Origin of the sequence: Nocardioides oleivorans (assembly GCF_004137255.1) — a bacterium.
GTDB lineage: Bacteria > Actinomycetota > Actinomycetes > Propionibacteriales > Nocardioidaceae > Nocardioides > Nocardioides oleivorans.
This window is the reverse complement of sequence record NZ_SDWT01000002.1, coordinates 33591-58280: the sequence shown is the minus strand read 5'-3', so window position 1 is coordinate 58280 and position 24690 is coordinate 33591. Positions and strand designations below refer to the sequence as shown.

Below are 24690 nucleotides of genomic sequence, written 5' to 3'. Positions count from 1 at the left end.
GTTGCCACCCCTCGTCGAACGTTTCATCACCCCAAAGGTGAGTCCTCGGGCGAGGTCCGGTTGGTCACCAGCGACAGGACGCGACGAGGTGGGTGCCTCCCCCGGCCCGTTGCGTGTGTCGTGGCACGCTGCACGCGTGCAGGGGTCAGGCCCTGCGGCGTCGGCTGACCGGACCGTCGCTCAGGAACTTCCTCAGGCCACCGCCCACCGTCCGCTCCCGGAGTACCTCCGAGGCGCCGGCTGCCCCGGACTGCATGCCGAGCACCGTCTCCGCGAGGACCTCGCTCGCGGTGGTGGCCGGTGACCAGCCCAGCTCGGACACTGCTCGCGACGTGTCCATGAGGGGCACCGCGTAGGCGAGGTCGATCCATCCCGCGTCCAGCGGTTGGAGGCGGGCGTGCCAGCTCGCGGAGACCGCGACGCGCACGGCGGCCGCTGGCACGTGAACCAGGCGGGCGTGGAGCACCCGGGCGATGTCCTCGGCCGTGACGGCCGGCGGCGCGGCCACGTTGAACGCCCCACGAGCCCGTGACTCGAGTGCCAGCACGACGGCCCCCGCGAGGTCGTCGGCGTGCACCATGGGAATAGCCAGTCGACGATCCAGCGGCAGCAGGGGGACGTGTGCAAGCAACGAGCGCGGCACGAGACTGGTCAGGCCGTAGCGCAGCAACGCGCTGCCCGCGCTGCGCTGGCCGACGATCCCGGGGCGGAGCCGCGTGACCACCGGGCTCGACCGCTCGGCCTCCAGGCGGTCGAGCAACCTCTCCGCAGCGGCTTTGTGCCGGCTGTACGTCGAGCTGGTGACACCTCGGGTCGGCCACGACTCGTCGACCGGGCTGTCGTCCTTCTTGGGTGAGTAGGCGCCGACCGATGACATGTGCACGAGGTGCGGCACCCCGGCGGACACGGCGGCCCTGATCACGCGGCGAGTGCCACCGACACCGAGCTCGGCCAGGTAGTCCTCCCGGTGGGTGGGTTGGAACCCCCACGCGAGGTGCACGACTGCGTCGCACCCGGCGAACGCCGCGGCCAGGCCGGGCTCGCAGCCGGCACGGGTCAGGTCCAGGGCGTGCCACTCCACCCCTGCGAACCGCTCGCTCCCCGACGGCGGGCGTCGGACCACGCCGACGACCTCGTGGTCGCCGTGCGTGGACAACGTGTGCACCAGCGCCGAGCCCACGTTGCCGCTGGCCCCGGTGATCGCGATCCGCATGTGACCTCCCTGGTCGTCAGCACGTCTCTCCGCGGGTACCCGCCTCACCCCGACTGATGCCCACGCCAGGCGTCGGTCTGCCGGCCCCTTGCCAGCACCCCACCCACCCCGGCCTCGGACCCGCGCACGACACCGACCGGGCAGAGGGTCGACCTGTAAGGTCATCGACGAGGAGCGAGATGGCCAAGGAACGCATTGACGCGGACGCAGACGTCGCAGCTGGACTGGCGCCGCCCTCGACGCGGCAGAAGCTGGATCGAGAGCGGATCCTCCATCAGGCGATCGCGTTCATCGACGATCACGGCCTCCCGGGACTGACCATGCGACGTCTCGGTGACCAGCTCGGGGTGGAGGCCATGGCGCTCTACCGCTACGTCGCCGGCAAGGAGGAGCTGCTCGACGGGGTCGTGGAGGTCATCGTCGGCGACATGGAGCACGACAGCGACGTGCTGCGGATGCCACGCGAGGGCTGGCAGGACTTCCTCCAGCGGCTGGCGCACGGCGTACGACGTGTCGCGCTCGCACACCCGCGGGCCTTCCCCCTGGTCGCGTCTCGCCCGCCTGAGGCGCCGTGGCTCCGACCGCCGCTCCGGAGCCTGGACTGGGTGGAGTCGTTCCTGGCCGGCCTCGTCGCCGAAGGGTTCGACGACCAGACCGCGGTGGCGTGCTACCGGGCGTTCAGCAGCTTCCTGCTCGGTCACCTGCTCCTCGAGGTCGCCTCCCTCGGTGCCGACCTCGGGCCCCTCGACGTCCTGGAGGAGGATGCCGAGGTCCGTGGGCTCGACAGCTTCCCGACCGTTCGCCGCCTTCGTCGCGACCTGTCGCTCGACACGTCGGTCGTCGAGTTCGAGGAGGCCCTGGAGCAGCTCCTGGATCGGATGGCCCTGCTGCGCATGGAGCAGGGCGCGCGCTAGCGACTCGGGTCGGGCCGCCGTCGGGTGGTCGTCGTCGCCCCCGCGCGTCCGTCCCTCGACAGGTCTGGCGAACACCGGTCCGCCAGACCTGCCGGGCTCGAGCCGATCGTCAGAGCCGCGAGCTGCTGCCGGCGGCGGGGTCGCCGTAGGCGGTGGTGCGGTCGGTAGCGCTGCTGGACGAGGACTGGACCTCGTGCTGGGCCGTGTCCTTCGCGTGCTGGGCCTGGGCCTTCACGCTCGGCGCGTTGGCGGCCTCCTGCTTGATGCGGGGAGCCTCCTCCTCCGCCTTGGTCAGGTATCCCTCCCACCGCTCTTGCATGGGCTTGACCAGACCGCCGCCGACACCGACGACGATCACACCGACGACGGCCGCGAGGATGGCGATGAGGACGGGCAGGGTCACCGTGGTGGCGATCTCGACCTGGTTGAGAGCCGCGACGACGCCCAGGAAGAGGACGAAGATCGAGGCAGCGTTGGCCAGGGCCTTGCCGTAGGACAGGCCCCCGAGGGAGCCCTCGACCAGGGTCTTGACGGCCGCAGCGATCGCGGAGGCGACCACCAGGATGATGATCGCCACGATGATCTTGGGCAGGAACGTGATGACCTGGCTGAGCAGGTCGCTGATCGGGTTGGGGCCGAAGACGCCGAAGGCGAGCTGCAGCACGAACAGCATCAGTGTGTAGTAGACGAGCTTGGCGATGACGTCGCTGGCGTCCATCTTGGAGTTGGCCAGGGCCTTCTTCACCCCGCCGCGTTCCACGGCCTTGTCGAAGCCGACCCGCTCGAGCAGGGCGCTCAGGGCCTTGCCGATGACCTTCGCGATGATCATCCCGATGACCAGGATGATCAGGAACAGCACGAGTTTGGGCAGGAACTCGGCCATCGTGCTCAGCCCGTCGCTGAGCCCGTCTGTCAAGGATTTCATGGTCTTCCTCCAGTGCGTGGGACTCAGCGGCACGGACGACAGACAGACCACGACAGGGGACCTCGGGTCGGACTGCATGAGTCCGCGCCACCGAGGTCCGGGGTAGCGCCACGGATGCGTGGCTTACGTTGTAAACAGAACCACGGGTGGCACCGATTGGCAACCCCAGCGCGGGGCCGACGGCCCCCAACGGGTGGGACACGTCGTCGGTGGACGGGTCCGAGGGTCACGTCACCGCGCGCGCCGCTCCACCACACGGACTCGGTGTCCTACCGGTCGTCGGACTCGCCAGGCTACGGCTTTGCGAGTCGGCGCCAGCCACCTTGACGGTTGTGAGCCACGATCTCGGACAAGATCCCGCTCACCGCGTCGAGGTTGATCTCATCGTTCTTGAAAACCTGTATCGCGCGGCCCGTCGCGTTGCCGTGGCCCTGGTTGACAACCCCTTCGGGATCGCTGACGGTCGGGTCGTACAAGAACAGGTTCACGTGGTCCCTCGTGGCCAGTAGGGCACAGACATTCCCATCGAGGACGAAGTACGGCTGCACCGTCCGTTTCACCGTCTCTTCGATGTCCGGATCCACGGCCCAGACGAGGTGACGCAACTGCTCGCAGATCAGACGCTGCCACTCCGGCAGCTCAGCGATGTAGGCGTCTACCCCGGGATGAGCCCGTCCGGTCATGACTCAACTGTCTCAGGGACTCCCGCCGCGCGCCATCGATTGCGGCCGCGTTGGTACGGCGTGCCGCCGCCTGTTGGGGGACGCCCGTTCTGCTGAGATGAGTGCACCATCGCGCCGTCGCGCTGGTCTGCCGGATCTTTGCGGCACCACGGGTGGACGTCATGGGTGCTGTCCGCGTGGCCGGGGGTGCCAACCGCTCTGGTGGTGTCATGGACGGGTGAGCGAACACTTCTACCGCCCTGCGGACGGCCACCGGCTGCCACACGACCCCTTCAACTCCATCGTCGCCCCGCGCCCGATCGGCTGGATCGCGACACTGGACGGGCAGGGCCGGCGCAACCTCGCGCCGTACAGCTTCTTCAATGCGCTCAACTACACCCCGCCACTGGTGGGTTTCTCCAGCAACGGCTGGAAAGGCACGGTGGCCAACGCAGAAGCGACCCGCGAGTTCACCTGGAACCTCGCCACCCGGTCACTGGCTGAGCAGATGAACGCAACCTCCACCACCGACGACGTCGACGAGTTCGAGGCAGCCGGGCTCGAGGCCGTGGCCTCGCTGGAGGTCGAGGTGCCTCGCGTCGCTGCAGCGCCGGTCTCCTTCGAGTGCCGAGTCACCCAGATCGTCGAGCTGCACACCGCGTCGGGTGAGGCCAGCGGCTCGTGGTTCACCGTCGGTGAGGTGGTCGGCGTGCACATCGACGAGGACTTGCTCGTGGACGGCATCTACGACACCGCCCGGGCACAGCCGATCCTGCGGGCGGGCGGTCCGACGGCCTACTTCGGGATCGACACCAGCAACCGGTTCGACATGCGCCGCCCGCAGTGACGCGGCCATCGGGCACGAGGCGCACACACTCGATGCGGCACGGCGCAGTCTCCATGCCGGCAGTCCTTCGCGCTCAGCCGAGGCGCGGCTGACCGTTCGAGGCCGACAGCCCTCCGTCGACCGGCAGCACCACCCCGTTGACGTACGACGCGTCGTGGCTGGCCAGGAAGGCGATCGCCCACGCGACCTCCTCCGGCTTCGCCGGGCGGCCCATCGGCAGCCGCTCCATGAACCGGTTCATCAAGTCGTCGTCCTCGCCCATCCCGGAGGTCATCTCGGTCTCGGTGAACGTGGGTGCGACCGCATTGACCCGCACGCCGTCGCCGGCGTGGTCCAGCGCCATGGCCCGCGTGAGGTTGGCCAGGCCACCCTTGGCGGCGTTGTAGGCAGCGCCGCCCCAATCACCGCCGATACCGGACACCGAGCAGACGTTCACGATGTTGCCACCGCCCTGCACCAGGTGGGGCAGGGCCGCGCGAGAGGCGATGAACGCGCCACTGAGGACCGTCGCCATCATCTGGTCCCAATCGTCGTCACCGACCTCGTCGGCAGGGCCCGACGGTCCGATGCCGGCGTTGTTGACCAGGACGTCCAACCGCCCGTGCTCGGCGGCGACCTCGTCGACGGCCGCGGTGACCGCCGCTCGATCGGTCACGTCCAGCTTGCGCGGAACGATGACGCCGTCGACGGACGCGGCCACTTCCTCGAGCTTCTCGACCCGGCGGCCGGCGATGACGACGGTGGCGCCCTCCATGGCGAGGAGCCGGGCGGTGGCCGCGCCGATGCCGGAACCACCGCCCGTGACGATGGCGACCCGGTCGGTGAACCTGCTCATGGGTGTCCCTCCTCGTGCGGCTCGGCCGCGTCGGTGATGCGCTGGCGGATGGCCGGCCACTGGTCACACTCCCCCACGTCGAGATCGACCCCTGGACGTACGTCGTGGGCGACCACCAGGACGACCTCGCTGGTGACGTCATCGCGAGACGGGTCCAGCACCTGTCGTGCGAGAAGCTCGGAGCTCGATCGTGCGGGGGTCGGGTCGAAGCTGCGGGCCAGTGCCACGGCACGGAGCTGGGTCATCGCGAAGTCCTCCTCGGACGTGTGGACAGCTCCCACCGAGTAGATCGGCGGGGACGGGCAGCGTGCAGACCCTGAGGGGTGGGCGCGCAGTCCCACCTCCCAGCTCACCCTGGTGGAGAACCCCATCCCCCGGCACTCGGAGCCGCACGAGCACACCTCCGCGCGCATCCACCCCCTTCGGGCGTGGTCCGCCCGGGTGCACGACGCGTAGACCGGAGGCATGACCACGACACCCCAAGAACCCACCGGAGACCCCGAGGTCGTCCCGTCAGGCGACCCGGACCCCATCCAGCCCGGCCAGGTGCCCGAGCCCGGCAGTGACCCGACGACCAGTCCCGAGCCCGAGATCAACCCAGACCCCAGCGGGATGCCCGCAGCACCGCCCGACGACGCTCCCCACAGCTGACGCGGACCGACCGCGCCAGCACCCCAGCCCGGGAACGTCGTGACCGCCTACCTTGCCTGGACATCCGATCCCCCGCACGACCTCGAGGGTCCGTGGACCGAGGCGCGGACCATTGCGCCAGGACTGCTCGCCCTGGACAGCACCGAGAGCTTGAGCGCGGTCTACCACGCGCTCAAGTGGTCACTTCCGCACGACGCGGCACTGATCGTGGCGCCGCTCGACCAGATGCCCAAGTCACGAGGCATGGCGCCGGGTACGACGACGTGGTTCCGCGACCGGATCACCTGACCCCAGAGGCGAGCTGCACCAACGGCCGTGGAGGGGGTCGCAGCTTCGCCGAGTCGAAGACCGTCGCGGCCTGCCCGACCGAGCGGTGACTCGTCCCGCTCGGTCCCGCTAGCGACCCAGCAGCTGGACGGTCCACCACCGACCGGCGGCATCCCGGACGGCGCCGACGGAGGTGACGCGGTGAGCGGACGTCAGGATGTTCCCGCGGTGACTCGACGAGTGCATCCACGCAGACCTGACGACGGTGCGCCCGTTCGAGAAGCCGGCGGCGACGTTCTCAGCGACGCGCCTCAGGCCACAAGCGTGCGACACCGCGCTCAGGTCCTGGTGGGACAGAGAGCCTTGGCGGGACATCTGCCGCGCTTGCCGCTCGGCGTAGTCGCTCAGGCAGGCGGAGCCCTTCAGGGGGTTCAGCGCGTGGCTGACGCGGACCTTGTTCGTCGCCTTCACGACTTGGCGTTCGTAGGTGCTCGGAGATTGCGCGTGTGCGACAGGAGCTGGACCGAGGGCCAGTAGGAGGGCAGGGAGGATGAGGGCAAGGAGGGTTCGGGTGGGCACGGGGGGACGCCTTCCGAGTTGCGGTGGGGACCACGAGGGTGGCAGGAGAGTGGGTCTGCCGCGAAGTGTCTGTCTCAGGAACCGTGCGTCCCGCTCACTACCCGCCACAGCGGAACCCATTCCCCAAGCGCGGGACGAGGGGCACGGCTTGGCACGTCCGACGGCAGTCCGGGTCAGCCGTCCACGACGCCGAGTGCCTGCCGGGCGATCTCCCACTCCTCGTTGGTGGGTACGACGAGGACGGCCACCTGCGCCCCATCGGGCGAGACCACCCGCGCCTGCGCCCCCGACGCATCGTTGCGATCGGGGTCCAGGTCGATCCCGAGCATCGAGAGACCACCCAGGGCCGCGGCACGCAGCTCGGCGCTGTGCTGACCGATGCCGCCGGTGAACACGACGGCGTGGAGCTCGCCCAGCACGGCGTAGTAGGCACCGACGTACTTGCGCACCCGGTAGGCGTAGACGTCGAACGCCAGGGAGGCATCGGTGTCGCCGGCGGCCCGGCGCCGCGTGACTTCGCGGAAGTCGTTGGCGCCGGAGAGGCCGCGCAGGCCCGACTCCCGGTTGAGCGCCCGGTCGATCTCGTCGATCGACCAGCCGAGCTCACGGTGCAGGTGGGCGTGGACTGCCGGATCGAGGTCGCCGGAGCGCGTGCCCATCACCAGTCCCTCGAGCGGGGTCAGCCCCATCGAGGTGTCGATGGACCGTCCTCCGCGGATCGCGGCGGCGGACGCGCCGTTGCCGAGGTGCAGCACCACGAGGTTGGTGTCCTCGACCGCGCGGCCGAGGAGCTCGGCGGCGTGACGAGAGACGTAGGCGTAGGAGGTGCCGTGGAAGCCGTAGCGCCGGATGCGATGCTCCGTGCGCCAGGTCAACGGCACCGCGTAGGTGTAGGCGTGCTCCGGCATCGTCTGGTGGAAGGCGGTGTCGAAGACCGCGACCTGCGGCACCCCGGGGAACAACCGCATGGCGACGCGCAGTCCCTCCACGTTGGCCGGGTTGTGCAAGGGCGCCAGCGGGATCAGGTCGTCGATCGTGTCGAGCAGGCGGTCGTCGACTCGGACCGGCTCGGCGAAGAGGTCACCGCCGTGCACGACCCGGTGCCCCACCGCCGCGAGCGTGGACTCGTCGATCGAGGGTCCATGACGCTCGAAGGCGCGCAGAGCCGAACGCAGGGCGTCCTCGAAGTCCGCGACGCGACGTTCCTCGGTGTGGTGGTGGCCGCCGACGGAGTGGACGAGGGTCCCGCGCTCCTCCCCGATCCGTTCGACCGAGCCGGACGCCTCGGCCGCCCCGGAAACACCGTCGAGGAGGCTGTACTTCAGCGACGACGACCCGGCGTTGAGGACCAGCACCCGACTCGTCACGACTGTCCCTGCGCCTGGATCGCGGTGATGGCGACGGTGTTGACGATGTCGCGGACCAGGGCACCTCGGGAGAGGTCGTTGACGGGCTTGCGGAGTCCCTGCAGCACCGGGCCGACAGCCAGCGCACCGGCTGAGCGCTGCACGGCCTTGTAGGTGTTGTTGCCGGTGTTGAGGTCGGGGAAGACGAAGACGGTGGCTCGACCGGCCACCGCCGAGTCGGGCAGCTTGGTGCGGGCGACCGCGGCGTCGATCGCGGCGTCGTACTGGATCGGGCCCTCGACGAGGAGCTCGGGCGCACGCTCGCGGACGCGGGCCGTCGCCTCGGTCACCTTCTCGACGTCGGTGCCGCTGCCCGACGTGCCGGTGGAGTACGACAGCATCGCGACCCTCGGCTCGACGCCGAAGGCCTCCGCGGTGCGTGCCGACGCGATGGCGATGTCGGCCAGCTGCGCAGCAGTGGGGTCGGGGTTGACCGCGCAGTCGCCGTAGACGAGCACCTGGTCCCGCAGGCACATGAAGAAGACCGACGACACCACCGACACCTCGGGGGCCGTGCGGATCACCTCCAGGGCCGGGCGGATGGTGTGCGCGGTGGTGTGCACGGCCCCTGACACCATGCCGTCGGCCAGGCCGAGCTCGACCATCATCGTGCCGAAGTAGGACACGTCGACGACGATGTCGCGGGCCGCGTCGAGGTCGATGCCCTTGTACGAGCGTCGCTGGTGGTACTCCTGGGCGAATCGCTCGCGCAGCGACTCGTCGAGGGGGCTGAGCAGTCGTGCCGCCGAGACGTCGATGCCCAGGTGGGCAGCCTTGGCCCGGACGACCATCGGGTCGCCGAGCAGGGTGAGGTCGGCGACGTTGCGGCGCAGCAGGATGTCGGCCGCGCGCAGGATCCGCTCCTCCTCCCCCTCCGGCAGCACGATGTGGCGTCGGTCGGCGATGGCATCGTCGAGCACCCGGTGCTCGAACATCAGCGGGGTGACGACCGACGTGCGTGCCACCTCGAGCCCGTTCATCAGCTCCTCGCCGTCGACGTGGTCGTCGAAGAGCGTCAACGCCGTAGCGATCTTGCGTGGCGAGTCCTTGTCCAGTCGGCCGCGGCGGTTGGTCAGCGCGGTCGACGTCGCGTGGGTCCCCAGCTCGGTGGTGATCATCGGGAGGGCGACCTCGAGCCCGTCGAGCAGGCGCTCGACCTGCTCGGGCAGCTCGAGCCCGCCGTTGAGGACGATGCCCGAGATCTGCGGGAAGCTGGCCGACTGGTGTGCGGTGAGGACGCCGAGGACCACCTCTGGCCGGTCCCCGGGAGTGACCACCAAGGCACCGTCGAAGAGCCGGTCCAGCACGTTCGGCATGGTCATCGCCGCCACCACCAGACCGGGGACCTCGCGCGCCAGCTGGCCGTGGTCCCCCCGGAGCAGCCGACCGTCGCAGGCCGCCATCAGGTCGCCCACGGAGGGCGCGCTGAGCAAGGGTTGCTCGGGCATGGCGAAGGCTGGTACGCCGCCATCGCGACGCAGCGCGGCAGCGGTCCGTTCGGTGGCCTCCGGGTCGACCCGGTTGGCGATCACTGCGAAGAGCGTGGCGTGGTTGGCGGCGAGCTCGACCTCGGCCATCGCCGCGGCGGAGCGCAGCTGGTGGGCGTCGCGGCCGTGACCGTTGAGGACCAGCAGCACCGGTGCGCCCAGGTTGGCGGCGACCCGGGCGTTGAACGCGAACTCCGCCGGCGCACCGACGTCGGTGTAGTCGCTGCCGACGATCACCACCGCATCGCTCTGCTCCGCGACCTGGTGGTAGCGCGCGACGATCCGCTCCATCGCGCCCTCGGGGTCGGCGTGCACGTCGTCGTAGCTCACTCCCACGCACTCGTCGTACGACAACGACACCGCATCACGGGACACGAGCAGGTCGAGCACGTAGTCGTCGACCTCGCCGGTTGACGCCGTGGCACGCACGACCGGTCGGAACACCGCCACGCGTGCCACGCGCCTGGACAGCTGTTCCAGCACCCCGAGGGCCACCGCCGACTTGCCGGTGAAACCCTCGACCCCGGCCACGTACACGCTGCGTGCCATGGGCCGAGCCTAGCGACAGGGCGACGACGACGACCTGGTTCCGCGACCGGATCACCTGACCCCAGAGGCGAGCTGCGCCAGCAGCCGTGCGCGAGCGGCGCGCGTGGACGCCTGGCTCAAGACCGACGAAGCCCCTGACCTGCGTTTCCGCAGGTCAGGGGCTTCGATTCGGTCGGGCTGACAGGATTTGAACCTGCGACCCCCTGACACTCAGCGCGCGCACTTTCGAGGGGGTTAACGGTCCACGACTCAAGTCCACGCGAACTCCCCCATCCCCTTGCCATCGTCGATCCCGCTCGAGGTCCAGCTCGACCACGTACATGGTGCGGGCAAGCCACAGATGAACGCGGGCAATAGCCGGCGGTACGAGGACCCAGAACTCGCCGCGAGCAGTGTCTGCCGGCTCATCGCGTGTCCCACTCTCCAAGACTCCGATAGGTACCCACGTCGCGAGCCTGCAGCGAGCGACCACGGACGCTGGCGCGACAAGTCGAAGCGGAACGATGACGACACTTCCGGTCCTCCGTCGTAGCGGCAGTGATCAGCCCTCACTCCAGGTCCAGGTGAGGCCGGCAGTCCCGGGGCCAAATGCACGGAGCACCAGGTGAGCACTTGTGCCGGCCGCGCGGTCGTACGGAAGCGTGGAGCTGTGTCCGTCCGCGTGCTGGAAGCTGTGGATGGAGACGGGCAACCGGTCGGGATGAAACTGAACCATGATCACGAGTTCGGCGATCCGTCGCGCCACGAATTGCTGATATCCCGAGAAGCGTTGGGGCGCAAGGATGACGCTGACTTCGATGAACGCCGTGTCGCCAGGCCCTAGTGCCTTGTCGAGAATGACTTCGGCGACGAACAGGCCTTGGGCGTGGTCTTTGATCTCGCGACCGACGCGGCAGCCGGTCTGGGGCAGAAACTCAACCGGACCATGCATGGTCTCGCCGGCGAAGAGGAAGAACGGGTACCGCTGCGCATGGGGGCTCCGTCCCCGCAGGACAGCCCGAATCGTGACGGCTCGCTCAGACCCGTGCTCGTCGACCTCGACGATGACGTGACTGCTCAGTTCGGTGAAGTGCGTCGTCCAGTCGCCAAGGCCCAATCTTGAGAGTGCTTCCTCCACCAGCGGGTCCGGACGAGCGATGAGATCATCGAAGGCGATGGTCGGCGTCGGCGGTCCGGGGCGCCGAGGTGGCCCGATGGCGTCTCGCAGAAAGCCTGGGTCGAGCGCGAGGAGTCGTTCCACTTCGCCCAGCGCTTCAAGTGACTCTTGATGCTCAGGTTGCCGACGGCCAGAACGCCAGTAGCTCAACGTACTGAGGCTGACGCGGTACCCGGATGAGACCAGTCGGTGCTGCAACCAGGACATGGAGCGATGCGAGCGGCTGAGAGCCTCAGCGAATCGCTCGGCGAACATGCTTGGACGGGCCAGCGGATCCGGCATCGACGGGCCGGGGGGACTGGAAGAAGTCATCGGACCCTCATGACGCTGTGTGCAACGTCCCCTGCCCGCTCTGAGTCACCGTGATCGAGGTCGTCGTCGTCTTGGCGTTCGCCCGTTGCGCGTCGGGCGGACCCGGACCTCGGACGAGCTTGGCGCGCCGAGGCATGGCCGCGGTCTGTGTCGAGCGGGCAGTCAGCGCCGCTCGACGGTGCGTTCGGGTCAGTGGACCTCGGCAGGACTACCGTGACCTCGGTCCCGGAACCAGATCTCGATGCTGTAGCGATCGTGCCGCCGTGATCTTGCACGATCTGCTTGGAGATCGACATGCCGAGCCCCGTGCCCGCGGGACCGCGCCCACCTGGCTGCTTCGCTCGGAAGCCCGGCTCGTAGATCCGGGGCAGGTCCTCAGAAGCGATGCCTACGCCCCAGTCGCGTACGCGCAGGCACACGAACGACGGACGTGCCTGAACGTGAACAACTACGGACTGACCGTCCGGAGAATCTTGCAGCGCGTTGCCGATCAGGTTCTCCAGCAGTCTCCGCATCTGGACGGTCCGCGCGAACACGACGACTGGGCCGCGCGCCACCACTCGAACACGTTGGCCGCCAGTTGCCAAGATGGCCTCCTTCTCCCCCGCGACATCTCGGGCCACGGCTGCGAGATCGAACGACTCGTTCCTCGACCACTCGACAGGCGATTCGGCTCGGGCCAACGCAGTCCAACTGCTCCACCAAGTCAACGGTGGTGCGCACCGAGTTGGCAATTGCTGACAGGTCAGCCTCGGACTGCTCTCCCCGCTCTCCACCACCCCCGAGCTCGACTCGCGCCAAGACGGCTGAGAGGCGGTTGCGAATCTCGTGCGCAAGGACCTCGGCGTGATCATGCGATCTCCCCGGTCTCGGTACCTCAGGGGGTTCTGGCGGCGTGCAGGACATCAGCGCTCGCGCTCCTCTCTCGGGGTGTCCCAACCACGCTACGAGCCCGCCATCCACACATGGGGCGTCAATCCTGTGACGGACCGCATCGGATCCACGAAGGGGGCACCGGAGCCCGGTCTCACGCCACACGGTGATGCTGCTGCCGCCAGCGACGTGCGTATGCCCAGTCGCCAAACACGCTTTTGCTTGCCGCCTGGCCACCTCGATGCGGAAGTCGCTGACGCCGTGGTCGTACACCTCGAATGGCGGTCCACTCGACGCCCGTCGTGACCCACCTTCTGCAAAGGAAGCGCGCTGACCTGCAAAAAACGCAGACATGTCATCGACGGGGTGGAATGGCTACTTTGACTCGAAAGGGCCTGTATTGACGGCTTTCGAGAGGTTGGGTCCACACACGGCCCACAACTAGAGTCGCTCGTGCTCTCCCATCCCCTTGCCACCGTCGTTTGCAGTCGAGGTCCAGCTCGACCACCTACATGGTCCGGGCCAGTCACGATGGGCGCGCTCAAGAGCGAGCCGTGCGACGACCCAGGTCTCGCCGCGGTCATTCGAGCACCGCAAGTCGCGATTCGCCACGCTCCCTCAGGTCACCGAGACGAAGCATCCGGATCCGCCGATGTGCGGACGGCGAGGGCTACGGGGGGCAAGACCTGCTCGGACTGGGAATGCGTCTATGCGCCGCAGTCGGGGTTCGATGCTGGCGAGGACGCCGGACGCCTACCGTTCTCGCCGTAGTAGTCGACCGTCGTGGGACCTCTACCGGTGAGCGGGGGCGCTCCAGGACGAAGGCCGTCGATCAGCATGTCGAGGAGCCGGTGCCGCAGCTCGACGGTGCGATCGGGGGTCTCCCCGTGCGCGGACGTGGCCGCGGTGAAGACCAGGCCGAGGTCGACGAACGTGACGCCTTCACGCAGTGCACCCTCGGCGCTGAACCTCTCGAACAGTGCTTGGTTCCGGCGGGAGACCGCGAGCCACCGCTCGTGCTCCGGAGTGCCTCGCGCGGGGAGCCCGACCGTGGGGTCGGCGTGGTAGGTCTCTTCGTCACCAAGAAGGCTGTGGAGGTGGTCGCCAAGGACATCGACGGCCGGGGCACCGGAGTCGAGCATCTCGTTCGCCGCGTTGATCGCGGCCTCGTAGGCGGCGAGGAACTGCAGGTTGAGTGCCAGCACCAACGCGTCCTTGCTGGCCCACCGGCGGTAGAAGGCTGACATCCCCACGCCAGCCTCGGCCGCGATCGTGGCCATGCTGGCCCGGGGGTCGCGCGCGAGGGCACGACCGGCCGCGGCCAGGATGGCCGCATCGCGGTCGGGCAGCGAGCTGGGCGGTGGTGGAACGTTCATGACTGTTCACCCTAATGGTATTGGAACGGAATACTCCGTTCCGCTACGGTCGCCGGACGAGACGAAGGAGAAGCCCGATGTCCGACACACCCGTGACGCCCTACGAGATCGACGTCCCCCAGTCAGCGATCGCCGACCTGCAGACCCGCCTCGCCGCCACCCGCCTGCCCGACCCGCTTCCAGGCGACGACTGGGACACCGGCGTCCCGATCAGCGTGCTGCGCGAGCACGTGGCCCGCTGGCAGGAGCACGACTGGGCGGCAACCCAGGACCGCCTCAACGCCCTGCCCCACTTCACCACGACAGTGGAGGACCAAGTCATCCACTTCGTGCACGTGCGCTGCACGGACCCCGACGCGGCGCCCGTGCTGCTCGTGCACGGCTGGCCGGGGTCGTTCCTCGAGTTCGAGGGGCTCATCGAACGGCTCTCCGACTCCTTCCACCTGGTCATCCCGTCACTGCCCGGGTTTGGCTTCTCGACGCCTCTCACCTCCGGCGGGTGGACGAGCAGCCGCATTGCGGGTGCGTTCGTCGAGATCATGCAGCGACTGGGCTACGACCGCTATGTCGTGCAAGGCGGCGACCTTGGCGCAGGCATCGCCCCAGATATGGGCCGCCTCGCGCCGGACGCCGTCGCTGGTGTCCACGTCAACGGCGCACTCGGAGGCTTCGTCAGCGAGGTCGACGACACGTCCTCCCTGACCGAGCTCGAGCAGGACCGGCTACGTCGGGTCGGCGAGTTCCAGGAGCGCGAAATCGGCTACATCTCGATCCAGTCCACGCGGCCCGCGCTCATCGGGGCGATGGCCGCTGACAGCCCCGTGGCACAGCTCGCGTGGATCCTGGACAAGCTGCACGCGTGGACCTGGCCGGCCGACACCCCGGCCGGCGACGTCCTCGGCGACTTCGTGCTCGACAACGTCTCTCTCTACTGGTTCACCAGGACCGCAGGCAGCGCCGCATTCGTCGGCTACGCCCAGGGCGGCGACTGGGGCGAGACGCCCGTCAGCTCTGGCGTACCAACCGCAGCGATCCAGTTCGCCCACGACATCGGCCTGCGCTCGTCGGCCGAGGAGAGCAACCGGATCGTGCGGTGGACCGACGTCGAGGACCGCGGTGGACACTTCGCCGCGCTGGAGGAACCGGACCTGATGGTCGCGGACCTGCGCGAGTTCATCGACTCGATGCAGCTGCTCTGACCTCATCGGGGCGCAACTGCGAACCTCCGCATCTGAGGTAACGAACATCCGGATCTGCCGCAATGAGTGCGTCTTTACGCCGCGTGCAATGCACCAGCTCGAGTCAGCCTAGCAACTCGACTGCCAGCTAGTGTGGCCGGCGGACGCACACCAACGGCAACCGCTCACTAGGCTGTAGTACGCCTTGGCGGCTTGCACCGCCGGGAAGCAGGACGCGTGATGGCCGAGATCCCGCCGGTTCCTGGTCGTCAACAAGCGCAACTTGTTTGCCGTCACGTCGTGAATGTCGTGATAGCCGTTCAGCCCGGGGCGGTCAGGTGGTGAAGTCTGCGTCATGTCGGGTCCGAATCGCTGTCTCGTCGCGGTGGGGGTCCGGGGTCTGCACAGATGGAGGCGGTCAAGGTGCGGGCGAGCCACGTGGCGTAGTCCTCGCGCGACCAGCCGCGCTGGAGGACCAGGAGGTCGTAGACCTCTACCGAGATGCAGGCCCACACGACGTCGCGAATCTCATCGACGCCGATTCCCTCGCGCAGCCCTCCGGTGCCGAACAGGTGCTGGGCGAACATCGTTGCGCCGTTGAGACGCTGCTCCTGGATCGTTCGCCACAACTCACCGATCGGTTCGTCGGACGATGCGCTGTCGCGCACCGCGATCTGCACCAGTGCCGAGCGTTCGGCACGCAAGGCCGCGCCCTCCGCGTAGAGCAGCAACTTCTCGGCGGCAGAAGGCGCCTCGATGATCCGCTGGACCTCGGGCCGCTCGGACACCGGAACAGCCTCGTCATCACCGGCGATGACCACATCGAAGACCGCTTTGATCAGCGCGGCCTTCGTGCCGAAGCCCTTGTAGATGCTGTCCGCCGACACCCCCGCGCGGCTGGCCACGGCTGCCACGGTTGTCGCAGCGTAGCCCCGTTCCTCGATCAGCTCCTGGGCGGCTGCCACGACCGCCCGACGAGTCGTCCGGGCCTTCTCTTGACGTCCACTGGCGTCATAACCGCGCCGACGAGGTGCGCGCTCGGAAATCGACCCCTTGACGTCTTCATCGCTCACCCTGCATCCTCAATTCCGTTCGAGCATCACTATAACGAATGGTGAGACGATGACGTCGTTGATTGATTCCACCCGCACCGCCGCGTTGCGCAGCATCGCACTGATGGCCCACGGTGACCTCCCCGAGTTCCAGGCGGTGGTGGCGTTGGGGGCGGTCAATCACGAGGGTGCCAGTGAGCCGCCTGCGTGTCGGGCGGGTGGCCCCGAGGCCTTCTACGCCACCGCGGTGTGGCTTCGCTCCGCGTTCGCAGACCTTGCCCATCGCGTCGAGCACGTCGTCGTCGAGGGCGATCTGGCCGTGGTCGACACCACCATGTCAGGGCGGCACGTAGGCCCCTTCGTCGTCTACGACGGTGACGGCTGTGTCGACACCGTCTGGGCTCCGACCGGTCGCACGTTCGCCGTGCGGCAGAGCCACTGGCTGCGTGTGGTCGACGATCTGGTCACCGAACACTGGGCTACCCGCGACGACCTCGGCCAAAGCTTCCAACTCGGCTGGGTACCCCCTACCCCCGCCTACCTCGTGCGTTGCGCCCTGGCTAAGCGCCGCGCAGTCCGGACCGTCCAGAAGGCCAGAACTTCGGGGGAGATCTGATGGGTACGCGACGAGCCGGCGCGGCGGCCGCGACGCTTCTTCTCGCGGCGCTGGGGGCGTGCGGCGGCTCTGGCGAACCCGACGTCTCGGAGCCCGTGGAGTCGGCGATCTCTGCCGCGCCATCGGACATCGACGACGCGACGTCGGCCGACTCGGACCTTGACGGCGAAGCCGACCCGGGCCTCGCCCTGAGCCCCGATCGGCTATGTGGCTTCCTGACCGAACAGACCCCACGGATCGCGGACCTGCAGCCGGCCGAGTACGCCGCCGCGACGTTCGGCAGCGCGCTGTTCGCCTTCTATTCCGAGCAGGGACTTCTCACTGATATCGACGGCGCCGACATCGACAGTCTCACCGCCGAAGGATGCCCAGCCGAGGCAACCGCCCTGTTGGCCATGCTTGGAGCCAGAAGCTTCAAGGAACTGCTGTCGCAGTAACACCCCCGAACTGGCACCAGCGGGTGAGGCGCGGCGACCTTCTCGAGCGCGTTTCTTCTTCGAGACCTCCCGCTGTCGGCGAATGCTGTGTCCATGGCGTGTGCCGAGGCTGGTGGGGGGCGTCGGTCAGACCGAGGCGAGGAACGCGTGCACCCGCTCCGTGAGCAAGGCGGCCGCGTCTGGGTCGTAGGCGTCGAGCGAGGAGTCGGCGAAGAGGTGCTGGTCGCCGGGATAGACGAACAGCTCGGCGGCAGGCGTGGACCCGGCGAGCTCGCGCGCTGCCGGCAGGTCTTCGTCGAAGAACTCGTCGCCCTCCTTGCCGTGGATCTGGACCGGCACCCCCTCGGGCCACGCAGTTCCGAACTCCGCGACCGGGAGGCAGGAGTGCATGAGCAGTGCCCCGCGCGCACCGGGCCGGGTCTGCGCGAGCCGCTGGGCGATTGTCACGCCGAAGGAGAACCCGGCGTAGACGAGCTCGGGCGAGAGCTCGTCGGCCGCGGCGGCGCCGCGCTCGCGGATCGCGTCGAATCCCGCGTCGCGGGCGTATCCGAAACCCTCCTCGATGCTGTCGAAGGTGCGGCCATCGAACAGGTCGGGCGTGTGCACGACGTGCCCGGCCTGTCGCAGGTCCTCGGCGAAGGCACGCACTCCCTCCGTCAGGCCCTGGATGTGGTGGTAGAGCAGGACGTCCGCCATCTCAACGAAACCCTTCAATTGATCGAACTTTCTGGAACGTTCGGCGATGCTAGTCTGTTCGATCGTGGCGGACAACCCCCCGGACTATGAGCTGGCCGATCGGATGGCGCTGACCGAGCCTGCGCAGGTGCGCGCCGTCGGCCACCCGTTGCGTACCGAGATCCTGCAGCTCCTCCATGAGCGGGCCGCGACCGTCACCGAGCTCGCCGCCGCTGTCGAGCGCCCCAAGAGCACGGTCGCGCACCACGTGGACGTGCTCACCCGCAACGGCCTGCTACAGGTGGTCCGCACCCGGAGGGTGCGAGCGATCGAGGAGCGGTTCTACGGGCGAACCGCCCGCATGTTCTACGTGGCTGCGGAGCCGCCACCAGGGGGCGAAGAGATGCCCCGAGACTTCAACGACTTCGAGGTGGCTGCACGCGAGTCCGCGCAAGCGTTCGAGCAGGGCAGGCTCTGGGGCTTCATCCGGCGTGCGCGCATCTCGGAGGATCAGGCCTCCCAGTTCTGGGACCGGATGGCCGAGCTGGTCGATGAGTTCGATCGGATGCCGAGGTCCGGGGAGACCATGTACGGGTTCGCGATCGGCATCTACCCGACCGATCACGCGACCCTGCCCACAGCTGATTGACCAGCAGCCAGTCCAGCGGTCTGGCAGAACCGCGACGTTTTGACCGCGCGTACCAACGCCTGCGCCCCCGCTTCCCTCGAGGAGAAGTCGTTCCGCCGCAAGGGGACATCTGGGTCGGTCGAGATTCGGACCGTTGCCGCCTCCTCGGTTACGCGACAATCCGCCGCCGCGAACCTCGGAGCGGAGCGCGTTCCGCACCTGCCCCTTGGCCGTGGTGCTCATGCGTGCGACGACCGCCGGCTACTACAGCGCGGACAGTCAGGGTGCGAAATGTCCGCCGCTGGTGTGGTCTCCGTTCGTTGTTAATCTGCGCCGGTGGCAGCAGCGAAGGATGAGGCAGCGTGGGAAGCGTTTCGTCGTGGCGTGAGGTTGGGGCTTCCGTTCGGTGTGGTGGGCTTCCTGCTGAGCCTCTCTTTCAGCGTCCTTGCTCGACAGGCAGGATTCAGCGTCGCGCAGGCTGTTGCCACCGCGATGGTTGTCTTTGCAGGCTCGGCGCAGTTCGCCGCGCTTTCCGTGATCACCGTCGGAGGCGGCATCCCCGCGGCCCTGACTGCAGGAAGCTTGATGAATGCGCGCTTCTTGGCCATGGGTATCGCGCTGGCGCCGTCGTTACCCGGCGGCCGGATGAAGCGAGCGGCGCAGGGGCAGGCCGTCGTCGACTCATCGTGGGCGCTCGCCAACCGCGGCGACGGCACCTTTGACCGGTGGCTCCTGTTCGGCACGACGGTCCCTCAGTACGTCACCTGGACGCTCGGCGCTGTCGTCGGCGCGATCCTCGGCGACGCGCTCGGTGACACAGACCGACTCGGCCTTGACGCGATCTATCCCGTGTTCTTCCTGTCACTTCTGATCACAGAACTCCGCGACACGACCTCCCGCTGGGTGGCCGTGAGCGGTGGCCTCCTCGCGCTCGCCCTGGTCCCAGTCAGTCCTCCGGGCGTCCCAGTCCTGGCTGCGAGCACCGTGACGCTCATCGGTGTGGTGCGGAGGTCGACATGACGCTGACCTACAACCAGGTCTGGGTCCTGATCTTCGGCCTCGCCGCTCTGACGGTGATGATCAAGGCGGTGGGGCCGGTACTGCTGGGCGGCCGGGAGCTCCCGCCGTGGTTCTCCCGGGTGGTAGTGCTGATGGCGCCCGCCCTCTTGAGCGCGCTGGTCGTGACTTCGATGTTCGCCAGCGGGCGCTCGTGGTCGATGGGTGCCCACACCGCCGGTGTGGCCGTAGCCGCGATGATGCTCTGGCGACGTTGCTCGCTGGTGCTGAGTGTCGTCGTCGCTGTCCTCGTCACTGCCGGGCTGCGGGCGATCTGATCCAGCAAGATCCGCGTTGTGCGCCTTCTAGATCGAAATGATCTGAGCATGTGCAGACGGGCTCACTCCGCCGGCACTCGTCTCTGCAAACCGCTCGGTCAGTCAGCCTCGGGTTCTGGGGCGGACCGGGACCGCCGGTTCGGATGCGCTCGGAGCCACGCGACCTCGTCTTCGAGCGCGAGCACGCGGGCGATGCCCACCAGGTTCAGTCCCTCGGCGAGCAGGTCGCGGATGCGACCGAGCCGTGCCACGTCGTCTGCGCTGTAGAGACGGCTGCCGCCGGCGGTGCGGTCCGGCGTGAGGAGGCCGCGACGTTCGTAGACGCGCAAATTTTGGATCTCCATCGACACCATCGCAGCTGCCACCGAGATGGCGTACACGCCCTTGTCGCTGCTCGTCACCGGCACCTCCTCCACTTCTCAGGAAATTCTCGGGTTGCGGGACTTGAACCGATCCTTCCACATTGACTATAAAAAACCTGCAACAGCCAATACAGGTCGTGGACATCGAGTCCACCCGGCAGACACAGGAGGAGACCATGTTGCTTCGCACCACCGACCCGTTCCGCGAGCTCGACCGCCTGACCCAGCAGATGCTCGGCACCACCAACCGTCCTGCCGTGATGCCGATGGACGCCTGGCGCGAGGGCGACCGGTTCGTCATCGAGTTCGACCTCCCCGGCGTGAGCGCTGACAGCATCGACCTCGACGTCGAGCGCAACGTCCTGACCGTCCGTGCCGAGCGCGTGGCCCGCAACGGCGACTGGGAAGCGCTCGCGTCCGAGCGACCCAAGGGCGCCTTCAGCCGCCAGCTCGTGCTCGGCGACAACCTCGACCTCGAGCGGATCGAAGCGTCCTACGTCGACGGCGTGCTCCGGCTCGCCGTGCCGGTGGCGGAGAAGGCCAAGCCCCGCAAGATCGAGATCACCCAGACCGGATCGGGCCGCAGCGAGCGCGCCGAGCTCAGCGCCTGAGCCGCTCCGCAGGTCGCGGGACCGCAGCCCTTGCGCAGTGCGCTGCGGCCCGCGACCTACCCCGCTGCCTCAATTCGCCGCCTGCCGGGAGCTCGTCACGCGTCGAAAGAGTCCTCCTGGCCATGAGGCAGGATGCTGGAGGGCCGTTCAGACCACTCCCTCTCGATGTCGCAGCGATGCTCAGGCGGGGTGCCGAGGCTGCGACTCTTCAGCGGTCGCGGATGTAGCGCAGCGCGAGCATTCCCTCGCACCCAGCCCGTCAGTGCGGGTCACGAAAGACGCAGAACTCGTTGCCCTCAGGGTCGGCCAGCACCGTCCACTTCGGCATGTCCCACAGGCGGCTCGCACCACGCGCGAGAAGCCGGTCGACGTCACCGCGGACGTCCCAGTGGACCCGGTTCGGTTCCGTACGCGGCTCCGGGACGGCGTTGAAGTCGAACGTCATACGGTCGTCGACAGCAACACCGGTGAGGGTCCAGCAGTCGTCGTCGACCGTCGGCTCGACGCCGAACACCTCACCCCACCAGATGGCCAGCATCTTCGGGTCGTCGCAGTCGACCGCGATGCCATGAAGCCTGTAAGCCGGCACTTCTGTGGGGTCGCGGACGAAGGCGCAGAAGTCGTTCCCCTCGGGGTCAACCATGCGAGTCCATCCGAGGCCGGTCTGTGCGGCAGGTGCGGTCACCGTCGCACCGAGGTCGACGAGGTCGTCGATGGATGCGCAGTCGATGTCGAGGTGGGTGCGGTTCTTCGCCCGGCGTGGCCGGTCGACTTGGTTGACCCACACCGTGTGCCGGCCGGTGGGTCCGCTCAGCCTTGCCGGCGGTGCAGGGTCGGCGACGTCCAGACCGATGACGGCCGCCCAGAACTGCGACATCCGGTCGACGTCCAACGCGTCAACGCACAAGTCCTGCCAGACCACCGCGCTCACGAAGGCCCCACCCGATACGTCGAAAGGACGCACTGCGAGTCCGGCAACATCCGAGCCTCAAGCCTCGTAAGAACGGCGCCGTCGGGAAAAACCTGTGTTCCGGCGCCTGCAACACCGGTCCCGGCCACCACGTGGAGCTCGTCGACCAGACCCGCCTCCCACAGCTGGGTCCACACCTTCCGGCTGCCCCACACGACAACGTCGCCGCCCCCAACCCCGGCAGCCTCTTCCTTCAGCCGGGTCACCTCACCCACGAGGTCATCGCCGACGACGCGCGTGTTCCCAACCCACGCCTCCGGAACATTCACGCTCCCCGGCGTACGGCTGGCAACGACCTTCGGCAGCGGGTTGTACGCCGCCGCGAACCGGCGCTCCGCATCCGACGCGTCGTCCGCCGACTCGCGATCAGGCCAGTACGAAGAGAAGTCCTTGAACGACGAGTGCCCGATGACTACAACCGCAGCACCCGCGACAACGTCGGCGTTGTAGCCGTTGAACCCGTCATCAACCCCCGTCGGCTCGAGGTCACCCGCACCGCCGGGCCCCTCGTAGAAGCTATCCACCGACGACATCACCACCACCACCAGCTTCGCCATCAGGCCACACCGTCCCGCCCGGCTCGCTGCTCATGTGAGTACACCGTCAGCACCGACCCGTCCGGGTCCCGCATCCACGCCACCGCCAACCCGTCCTGACCAACCGACACCCGGTCCTCGTCGAGGTCGAACGGCAGATCATCCGGCCCCAGGAACGGCACCCCACGCCCGGCAAGCACCCGCACGACGGCGTGAACGTCGTCGACGCGAATCGTTGCTACCGGCCAACTGGCGGACCCGGCATCATCCACACCCGCAAGCAGCGTCAGCGACGTGCCATGGTCACCAGACAGTACCCACCCGCCGCCCGGCGCCTCAGCCCCATCAAGACCGAGCAAGCCCTCGTAGAAGGCACGCGCACGGACCAGGTCGGTGACGGCGACTAGCGGGGCAATGTGGAACGACGCGGGACGAGTCGACATGCACCCAACCTAGGGTCGCCGAAGTCGACCGGTCGAGATGCGAGCCATCACCCTCGGGAGGCTGTCTCCTGCGCCATCCAAGACTGACGACACAAGACTGACGACGCGGTACGAACCGAGCCGACCTTCTGTAGACCGGTCGACGTAGGTTGACCCCGCACCCCAGCGGTCATTCGGGTTCGGCCGGCGATCGGTCAAGTGGCCGCAGATGTGAGGGTCGCCGCGACACTGATGGCGGGGCAGTTCCGCTCGGGCCGACCGCAAACACGTCCGGCCTGATCTCGGCTGTCGGGACTGAAGCCGCGCGCGTGCGACCGGTGAACGTACGACACTCCGTCCATCTGCGTCAGTCAGCAAGCAGCGAAATCCGAGATGCGCGTGGACCCCTACAGGCGGAGCACCAACGCGCGGGCCTTGCAGCGTGCGATCGCACGAGAACTGTGGGCACGCTCGCGGACCAACAGGGTGTGTCCTTCGCCGCGTGCCGCCGTAGTTCGAGGGTCCGATCCCAGGGTGAGAAGCATCAGGCGATGGGGCTTCGTCTGGTTACCAGGCCGGGTCGAATTGGACGATGAGCGCGTGGGGCCGGCGCACCCTCGACCGGATCCTGGAGGCGGCGCGCTGAGCGAGGTGGCGCGGCGTCCGCATCACGCCTCGGCGGGCGAGGCGAGGGCATCGACGAACCGGGCCAGCGAGGTCGGGTCGGACGCGGCATGAGCCGGCACGAGTTGACCCACTGAGATGGCGAGGAAGTCGGGCATGCCCCACAGCTCGGCGATGGCCTCACCCAGTTGTGCCACGGTCGGGCCAGAGTTGCGGCCGTTCACGTTCTCGGCCAGCGGAGCATCAATGAAGTCCAAGACGTCGACATCCACGTGCACCACGAACGGCCCTTCCGGAAGTGCGGTTTTCGCCTTGCGGGCGGCCGCCGTCGGGTCTGCGACCAGCTCTGCCTGCGATGTGACAGCAAGTCCGAGACGGTCGACTTGGTCACGTTCCCAGCTGGTGGTCTCGTCAGCGAGGTCGACCCCGAGATAGCTCACGTGCCCCGGCTCGAGCAGCGGACGACGACTTCCCAGTCCGGCCAACTGCGCCTCGGCCCCCGGCACGTCCAGTGCATGGGCCATGCCCATCCAGCTGAGCGAGCCCTCGGTGGTCGACTCCGGCGTGTTGAGGTCGAGGTGCCGGTCGACGTAGACGAGGTGTGGCTCGAGCCCGACGTTTGCGACCGCTGCACATAGCCCGAGCGCCACGGTGCAGCTCCCACCGAGGACGAGCAGGCGGCCTTCGGTCGCGATCAGTGGTGCTGCTGCGTCCGCGAGAGCGCGGAGGGCCTCGACTTCCTCGAGGAGATTCTGGGCGCGGGGACGTTCACGATCCGGCTTCCACAGGTGGACCGGGAGATCGCCGTGGTCGTTCACCCGATGCCCCTCTGCCGTCAGTGCGCTCACCAGACCTGCATCACGTAGCGCGGTTGGCGCATGCTCGACGCCGACACAGTAGGCGCCAGCACTGCTGGGATAGCCAAGGACGTTGATGATCGCCATCTCTCGAGCATGCCCTAACCGTGCGCGGTCCACGGGGTCGACCTCGCGAGACCGCGGCGAGCCCGCAACACTGCGTCATAGCGCCGCGTTACGGTGCGATCCCCCGTCAAAGACCGGCAGCATCGCGGTCGAGACCATCTTCGAGAAGCGCGGTACCGGGACCTCCTTGAGGGATCCGCGTCCGACCCGTCAGTCGATCGGCCGCTCGAGGTTCGCTGGCACCCACGACTGCGACATCAGAACTTCAAC

General features: G+C 68.2%; 29 protein-coding genes. 11 read left to right on the top strand and 18 right to left on the bottom strand.

Annotated elements, in window-relative coordinates:
* Positions 1–145 precede the first annotated feature (145 nt).
* Positions 146–1213 (bottom strand): NAD-dependent epimerase/dehydratase family protein, encoded by a 1068-nt coding sequence (locus tag EUA93_RS16080; protein ID WP_129401342.1) that lies wholly within the window; start codon positions 1211–1213, stop codon positions 146–148.
* A gap of 56 nt (positions 1214–1269) precedes the next feature.
* On the opposite strand from EUA93_RS16080, the gene EUA93_RS16075 reads away from it, so the two are divergent.
* On the top strand, positions 1270–2127 hold the full coding sequence (locus tag EUA93_RS16075; RefSeq protein WP_338036354.1) for a TetR/AcrR family transcriptional regulator C-terminal domain-containing protein: 858 nt from the start codon (positions 1270–1272) through the stop codon (positions 2125–2127).
* A gap of 109 nt (positions 2128–2236) precedes the next feature.
* Here the strand turns inward: EUA93_RS16075 and EUA93_RS16070 are convergent, their stop codons facing one another.
* Both EUA93_RS16070 and EUA93_RS16065 read right to left on the bottom strand, forming a co-directional pair.
* The gene (locus EUA93_RS16070) at positions 2237–3052 is read right to left on the bottom strand and encodes a mechanosensitive ion channel family protein (RefSeq protein WP_129401340.1); all 816 of its coding nucleotides are present in this window, start codon (positions 3050–3052) and stop codon (positions 2237–2239) included.
* A gap of 293 nt (positions 3053–3345) precedes the next feature.
* Complete coding sequence (locus EUA93_RS16065; protein WP_129401339.1) at positions 3346–3735, bottom strand: DUF1801 domain-containing protein; 390 nt, start codon at positions 3733–3735, stop codon at positions 3346–3348.
* Between the two features lie 217 nt (positions 3736–3952).
* On the opposite strand from EUA93_RS16065, the gene EUA93_RS16060 reads away from it, so the two are divergent.
* Complete coding sequence (locus EUA93_RS16060; protein ID WP_242497455.1) at positions 3953–4561, top strand: flavin reductase family protein; 609 nt, start codon at positions 3953–3955, stop codon at positions 4559–4561.
* A 73-nt stretch (positions 4562–4634) separates the two neighbouring features.
* Here EUA93_RS16060 and budC read toward each other — a convergent pair whose 3' ends face one another.
* Positions 4635–5396 carry a meso-2,3-butanediol dehydrogenase gene (gene budC / locus EUA93_RS16055; protein ID WP_129401337.1) on the bottom strand — a complete coding sequence of 254 codons (762 nt, stop codon included), beginning with the start codon at positions 5394–5396 and terminating at the stop codon, positions 4635–4637.
* The gene (locus EUA93_RS16050; RefSeq protein WP_129401336.1) at positions 5393–5641 is read right to left on the bottom strand and encodes a hypothetical protein; all 249 of its coding nucleotides are present in this window, start codon (positions 5639–5641) and stop codon (positions 5393–5395) included. The genes budC and EUA93_RS16050 overlap by 4 nt, the downstream gene beginning before the upstream one ends.
* A 220-nt stretch (positions 5642–5861) precedes the next feature.
* Here EUA93_RS16050 and EUA93_RS16045 point away from each other — a divergent pair, with 220 nt between their 5' ends.
* Positions 5862–6047, top strand: a complete 186-nt coding sequence (locus EUA93_RS16045; RefSeq protein ID WP_129401335.1) for a hypothetical protein — start codon at positions 5862–5864, stop codon at positions 6045–6047.
* A 39-nt stretch (positions 6048–6086) separates the two neighbouring features.
* Entirely contained in the window at positions 6087–6335 is a 249-nt protein-coding gene (locus EUA93_RS16040; RefSeq protein ID WP_129401334.1) for a hypothetical protein, read from the top strand.
* A gap of 108 nt (positions 6336–6443) precedes the next feature.
* Here the strand turns inward: EUA93_RS16040 and EUA93_RS22340 are convergent, their stop codons facing one another.
* From EUA93_RS22340 to EUA93_RS16010, 6 genes are all read right to left on the bottom strand, one after another.
* A complete protein-coding gene (locus EUA93_RS22340) occupies positions 6444–7013 on the bottom strand; it encodes a CAP domain-containing protein (RefSeq protein WP_129401333.1) in 570 nt (189 codons plus the stop codon).
* Between the two features lie 53 nt (positions 7014–7066).
* Positions 7067–8260: an acetate/propionate family kinase gene (locus EUA93_RS16030; protein ID WP_129401332.1), complete on the bottom strand. Its 1194-nt coding sequence runs from the start codon at positions 8258–8260 to the stop codon at positions 7067–7069.
* Positions 8257–10335, bottom strand: coding sequence for a phosphate acetyltransferase (gene pta / locus EUA93_RS16025; RefSeq protein ID WP_129401331.1), 2079 nt, complete (start codon positions 10333–10335; stop codon positions 8257–8259). The genes EUA93_RS16030 and pta overlap by 4 nt, the downstream gene beginning before the upstream one ends.
* Before the next feature lie 541 nt (positions 10336–10876).
* Entirely contained in the window at positions 10877–11698 is an 822-nt protein-coding gene (locus EUA93_RS16020; protein WP_207208799.1) for a hypothetical protein, read from the bottom strand.
* Positions 11699–11799: 101 nt separating this feature from the next.
* On the bottom strand, positions 11800–12318 hold the full coding sequence (locus EUA93_RS22335) for a sensor histidine kinase (RefSeq protein WP_420819082.1): 519 nt from the start codon (positions 12316–12318) through the stop codon (positions 11800–11802).
* Positions 12319–13383: 1065 nt separating this feature from the next.
* Positions 13384–14052: a TetR/AcrR family transcriptional regulator gene (locus tag EUA93_RS16010; protein WP_129401328.1), complete on the bottom strand. Its 669-nt coding sequence runs from the start codon at positions 14050–14052 to the stop codon at positions 13384–13386.
* 77 nt (positions 14053–14129) lie between these two features.
* Here EUA93_RS16010 and EUA93_RS16005 point away from each other — a divergent pair, with 77 nt between their 5' ends.
* Positions 14130–15251, top strand: a complete 1122-nt coding sequence (locus EUA93_RS16005) for an epoxide hydrolase family protein (protein ID WP_129401327.1) — start codon at positions 14130–14132, stop codon at positions 15249–15251.
* A gap of 332 nt (positions 15252–15583) precedes the next feature.
* Here EUA93_RS16005 and EUA93_RS15995 read toward each other — a convergent pair whose 3' ends face one another.
* Entirely contained in the window at positions 15584–16303 is a 720-nt protein-coding gene (locus tag EUA93_RS15995; protein WP_242497454.1) for a TetR/AcrR family transcriptional regulator, read from the bottom strand.
* A gap of 49 nt (positions 16304–16352) precedes the next feature.
* Here EUA93_RS15995 and EUA93_RS15990 point away from each other — a divergent pair, with 49 nt between their 5' ends.
* Together EUA93_RS15990 and EUA93_RS15985 are read left to right on the top strand one after the other, a co-directional pair.
* On the top strand, positions 16353–16898 hold the full coding sequence (locus EUA93_RS15990) for an ester cyclase (RefSeq protein ID WP_129401325.1): 546 nt from the start codon (positions 16353–16355) through the stop codon (positions 16896–16898).
* On the top strand, positions 16898–17335 hold the full coding sequence (locus EUA93_RS15985; protein WP_129401324.1) for a hypothetical protein: 438 nt from the start codon (positions 16898–16900) through the stop codon (positions 17333–17335). Before EUA93_RS15990 ends, EUA93_RS15985 begins: the two co-directional genes overlap by 1 nt.
* Before the next feature lie 126 nt (positions 17336–17461).
* Here EUA93_RS15985 and EUA93_RS15980 read toward each other — a convergent pair whose 3' ends face one another.
* On the bottom strand, positions 17462–18031 hold the full coding sequence (locus EUA93_RS15980) for a dienelactone hydrolase family protein (protein WP_129401323.1): 570 nt from the start codon (positions 18029–18031) through the stop codon (positions 17462–17464).
* A 64-nt stretch (positions 18032–18095) separates the two neighbouring features.
* On the opposite strand from EUA93_RS15980, the gene EUA93_RS15975 reads away from it, so the two are divergent.
* The 3 genes from EUA93_RS15975 (at position 18096) to EUA93_RS15965 (ending at position 19972) form a co-directional block, all read left to right on the top strand.
* A complete protein-coding gene (locus tag EUA93_RS15975; RefSeq protein ID WP_242497453.1) occupies positions 18096–18659 on the top strand; it encodes an ArsR/SmtB family transcription factor in 564 nt (187 codons plus the stop codon).
* A 315-nt stretch (positions 18660–18974) separates the two neighbouring features.
* Positions 18975–19658 carry an AzlC family ABC transporter permease gene (locus EUA93_RS15970; RefSeq protein ID WP_129401321.1) on the top strand — a complete coding sequence of 228 codons (684 nt, stop codon included), beginning with the start codon at positions 18975–18977 and terminating at the stop codon, positions 19656–19658.
* Positions 19655–19972 (top strand): AzlD domain-containing protein, encoded by a 318-nt coding sequence (locus EUA93_RS15965; RefSeq protein ID WP_129401320.1) that lies wholly within the window; start codon positions 19655–19657, stop codon positions 19970–19972. Before EUA93_RS15970 ends, EUA93_RS15965 begins: the two co-directional genes overlap by 4 nt.
* 98 nt (positions 19973–20070) lie before the next feature.
* Here the strand turns inward: EUA93_RS15965 and EUA93_RS15960 are convergent, their stop codons facing one another.
* Positions 20071–20373, bottom strand: coding sequence for a MerR family transcriptional regulator (locus EUA93_RS15960; protein ID WP_129401319.1), 303 nt, complete (start codon positions 20371–20373; stop codon positions 20071–20073).
* A gap of 137 nt (positions 20374–20510) precedes the next feature.
* Here EUA93_RS15960 and EUA93_RS15955 point away from each other — a divergent pair, with 137 nt between their 5' ends.
* On the top strand, positions 20511–20945 hold the full coding sequence (locus tag EUA93_RS15955) for an Hsp20/alpha crystallin family protein (protein ID WP_129401318.1): 435 nt from the start codon (positions 20511–20513) through the stop codon (positions 20943–20945).
* 259 nt (positions 20946–21204) lie between these two features.
* Here the strand turns inward: EUA93_RS15955 and EUA93_RS15950 are convergent, their stop codons facing one another.
* The 4 genes from EUA93_RS15950 to EUA93_RS15935 form a co-directional block, all read right to left on the bottom strand.
* Positions 21205–21876, bottom strand: coding sequence for a VOC family protein (locus EUA93_RS15950; protein ID WP_129401317.1), 672 nt, complete (start codon positions 21874–21876; stop codon positions 21205–21207).
* A complete protein-coding gene (locus EUA93_RS15945; protein ID WP_129401316.1) occupies positions 21873–22472 on the bottom strand; it encodes a dihydrofolate reductase family protein in 600 nt (199 codons plus the stop codon). Before EUA93_RS15945 ends, EUA93_RS15950 begins: the two co-directional genes overlap by 4 nt.
* Positions 22472–22894, bottom strand: a complete 423-nt coding sequence (locus EUA93_RS15940; RefSeq protein WP_129401315.1) for a VOC family protein — start codon at positions 22892–22894, stop codon at positions 22472–22474. Before EUA93_RS15940 ends, EUA93_RS15945 begins: the two co-directional genes overlap by 1 nt.
* A gap of 647 nt (positions 22895–23541) precedes the next feature.
* The gene (locus EUA93_RS15935) at positions 23542–24441 is read right to left on the bottom strand and encodes an arginase family protein (protein ID WP_129401314.1); all 900 of its coding nucleotides are present in this window, start codon (positions 24439–24441) and stop codon (positions 23542–23544) included.
* Positions 24442–24690: the final 249 nt, after the last annotated feature.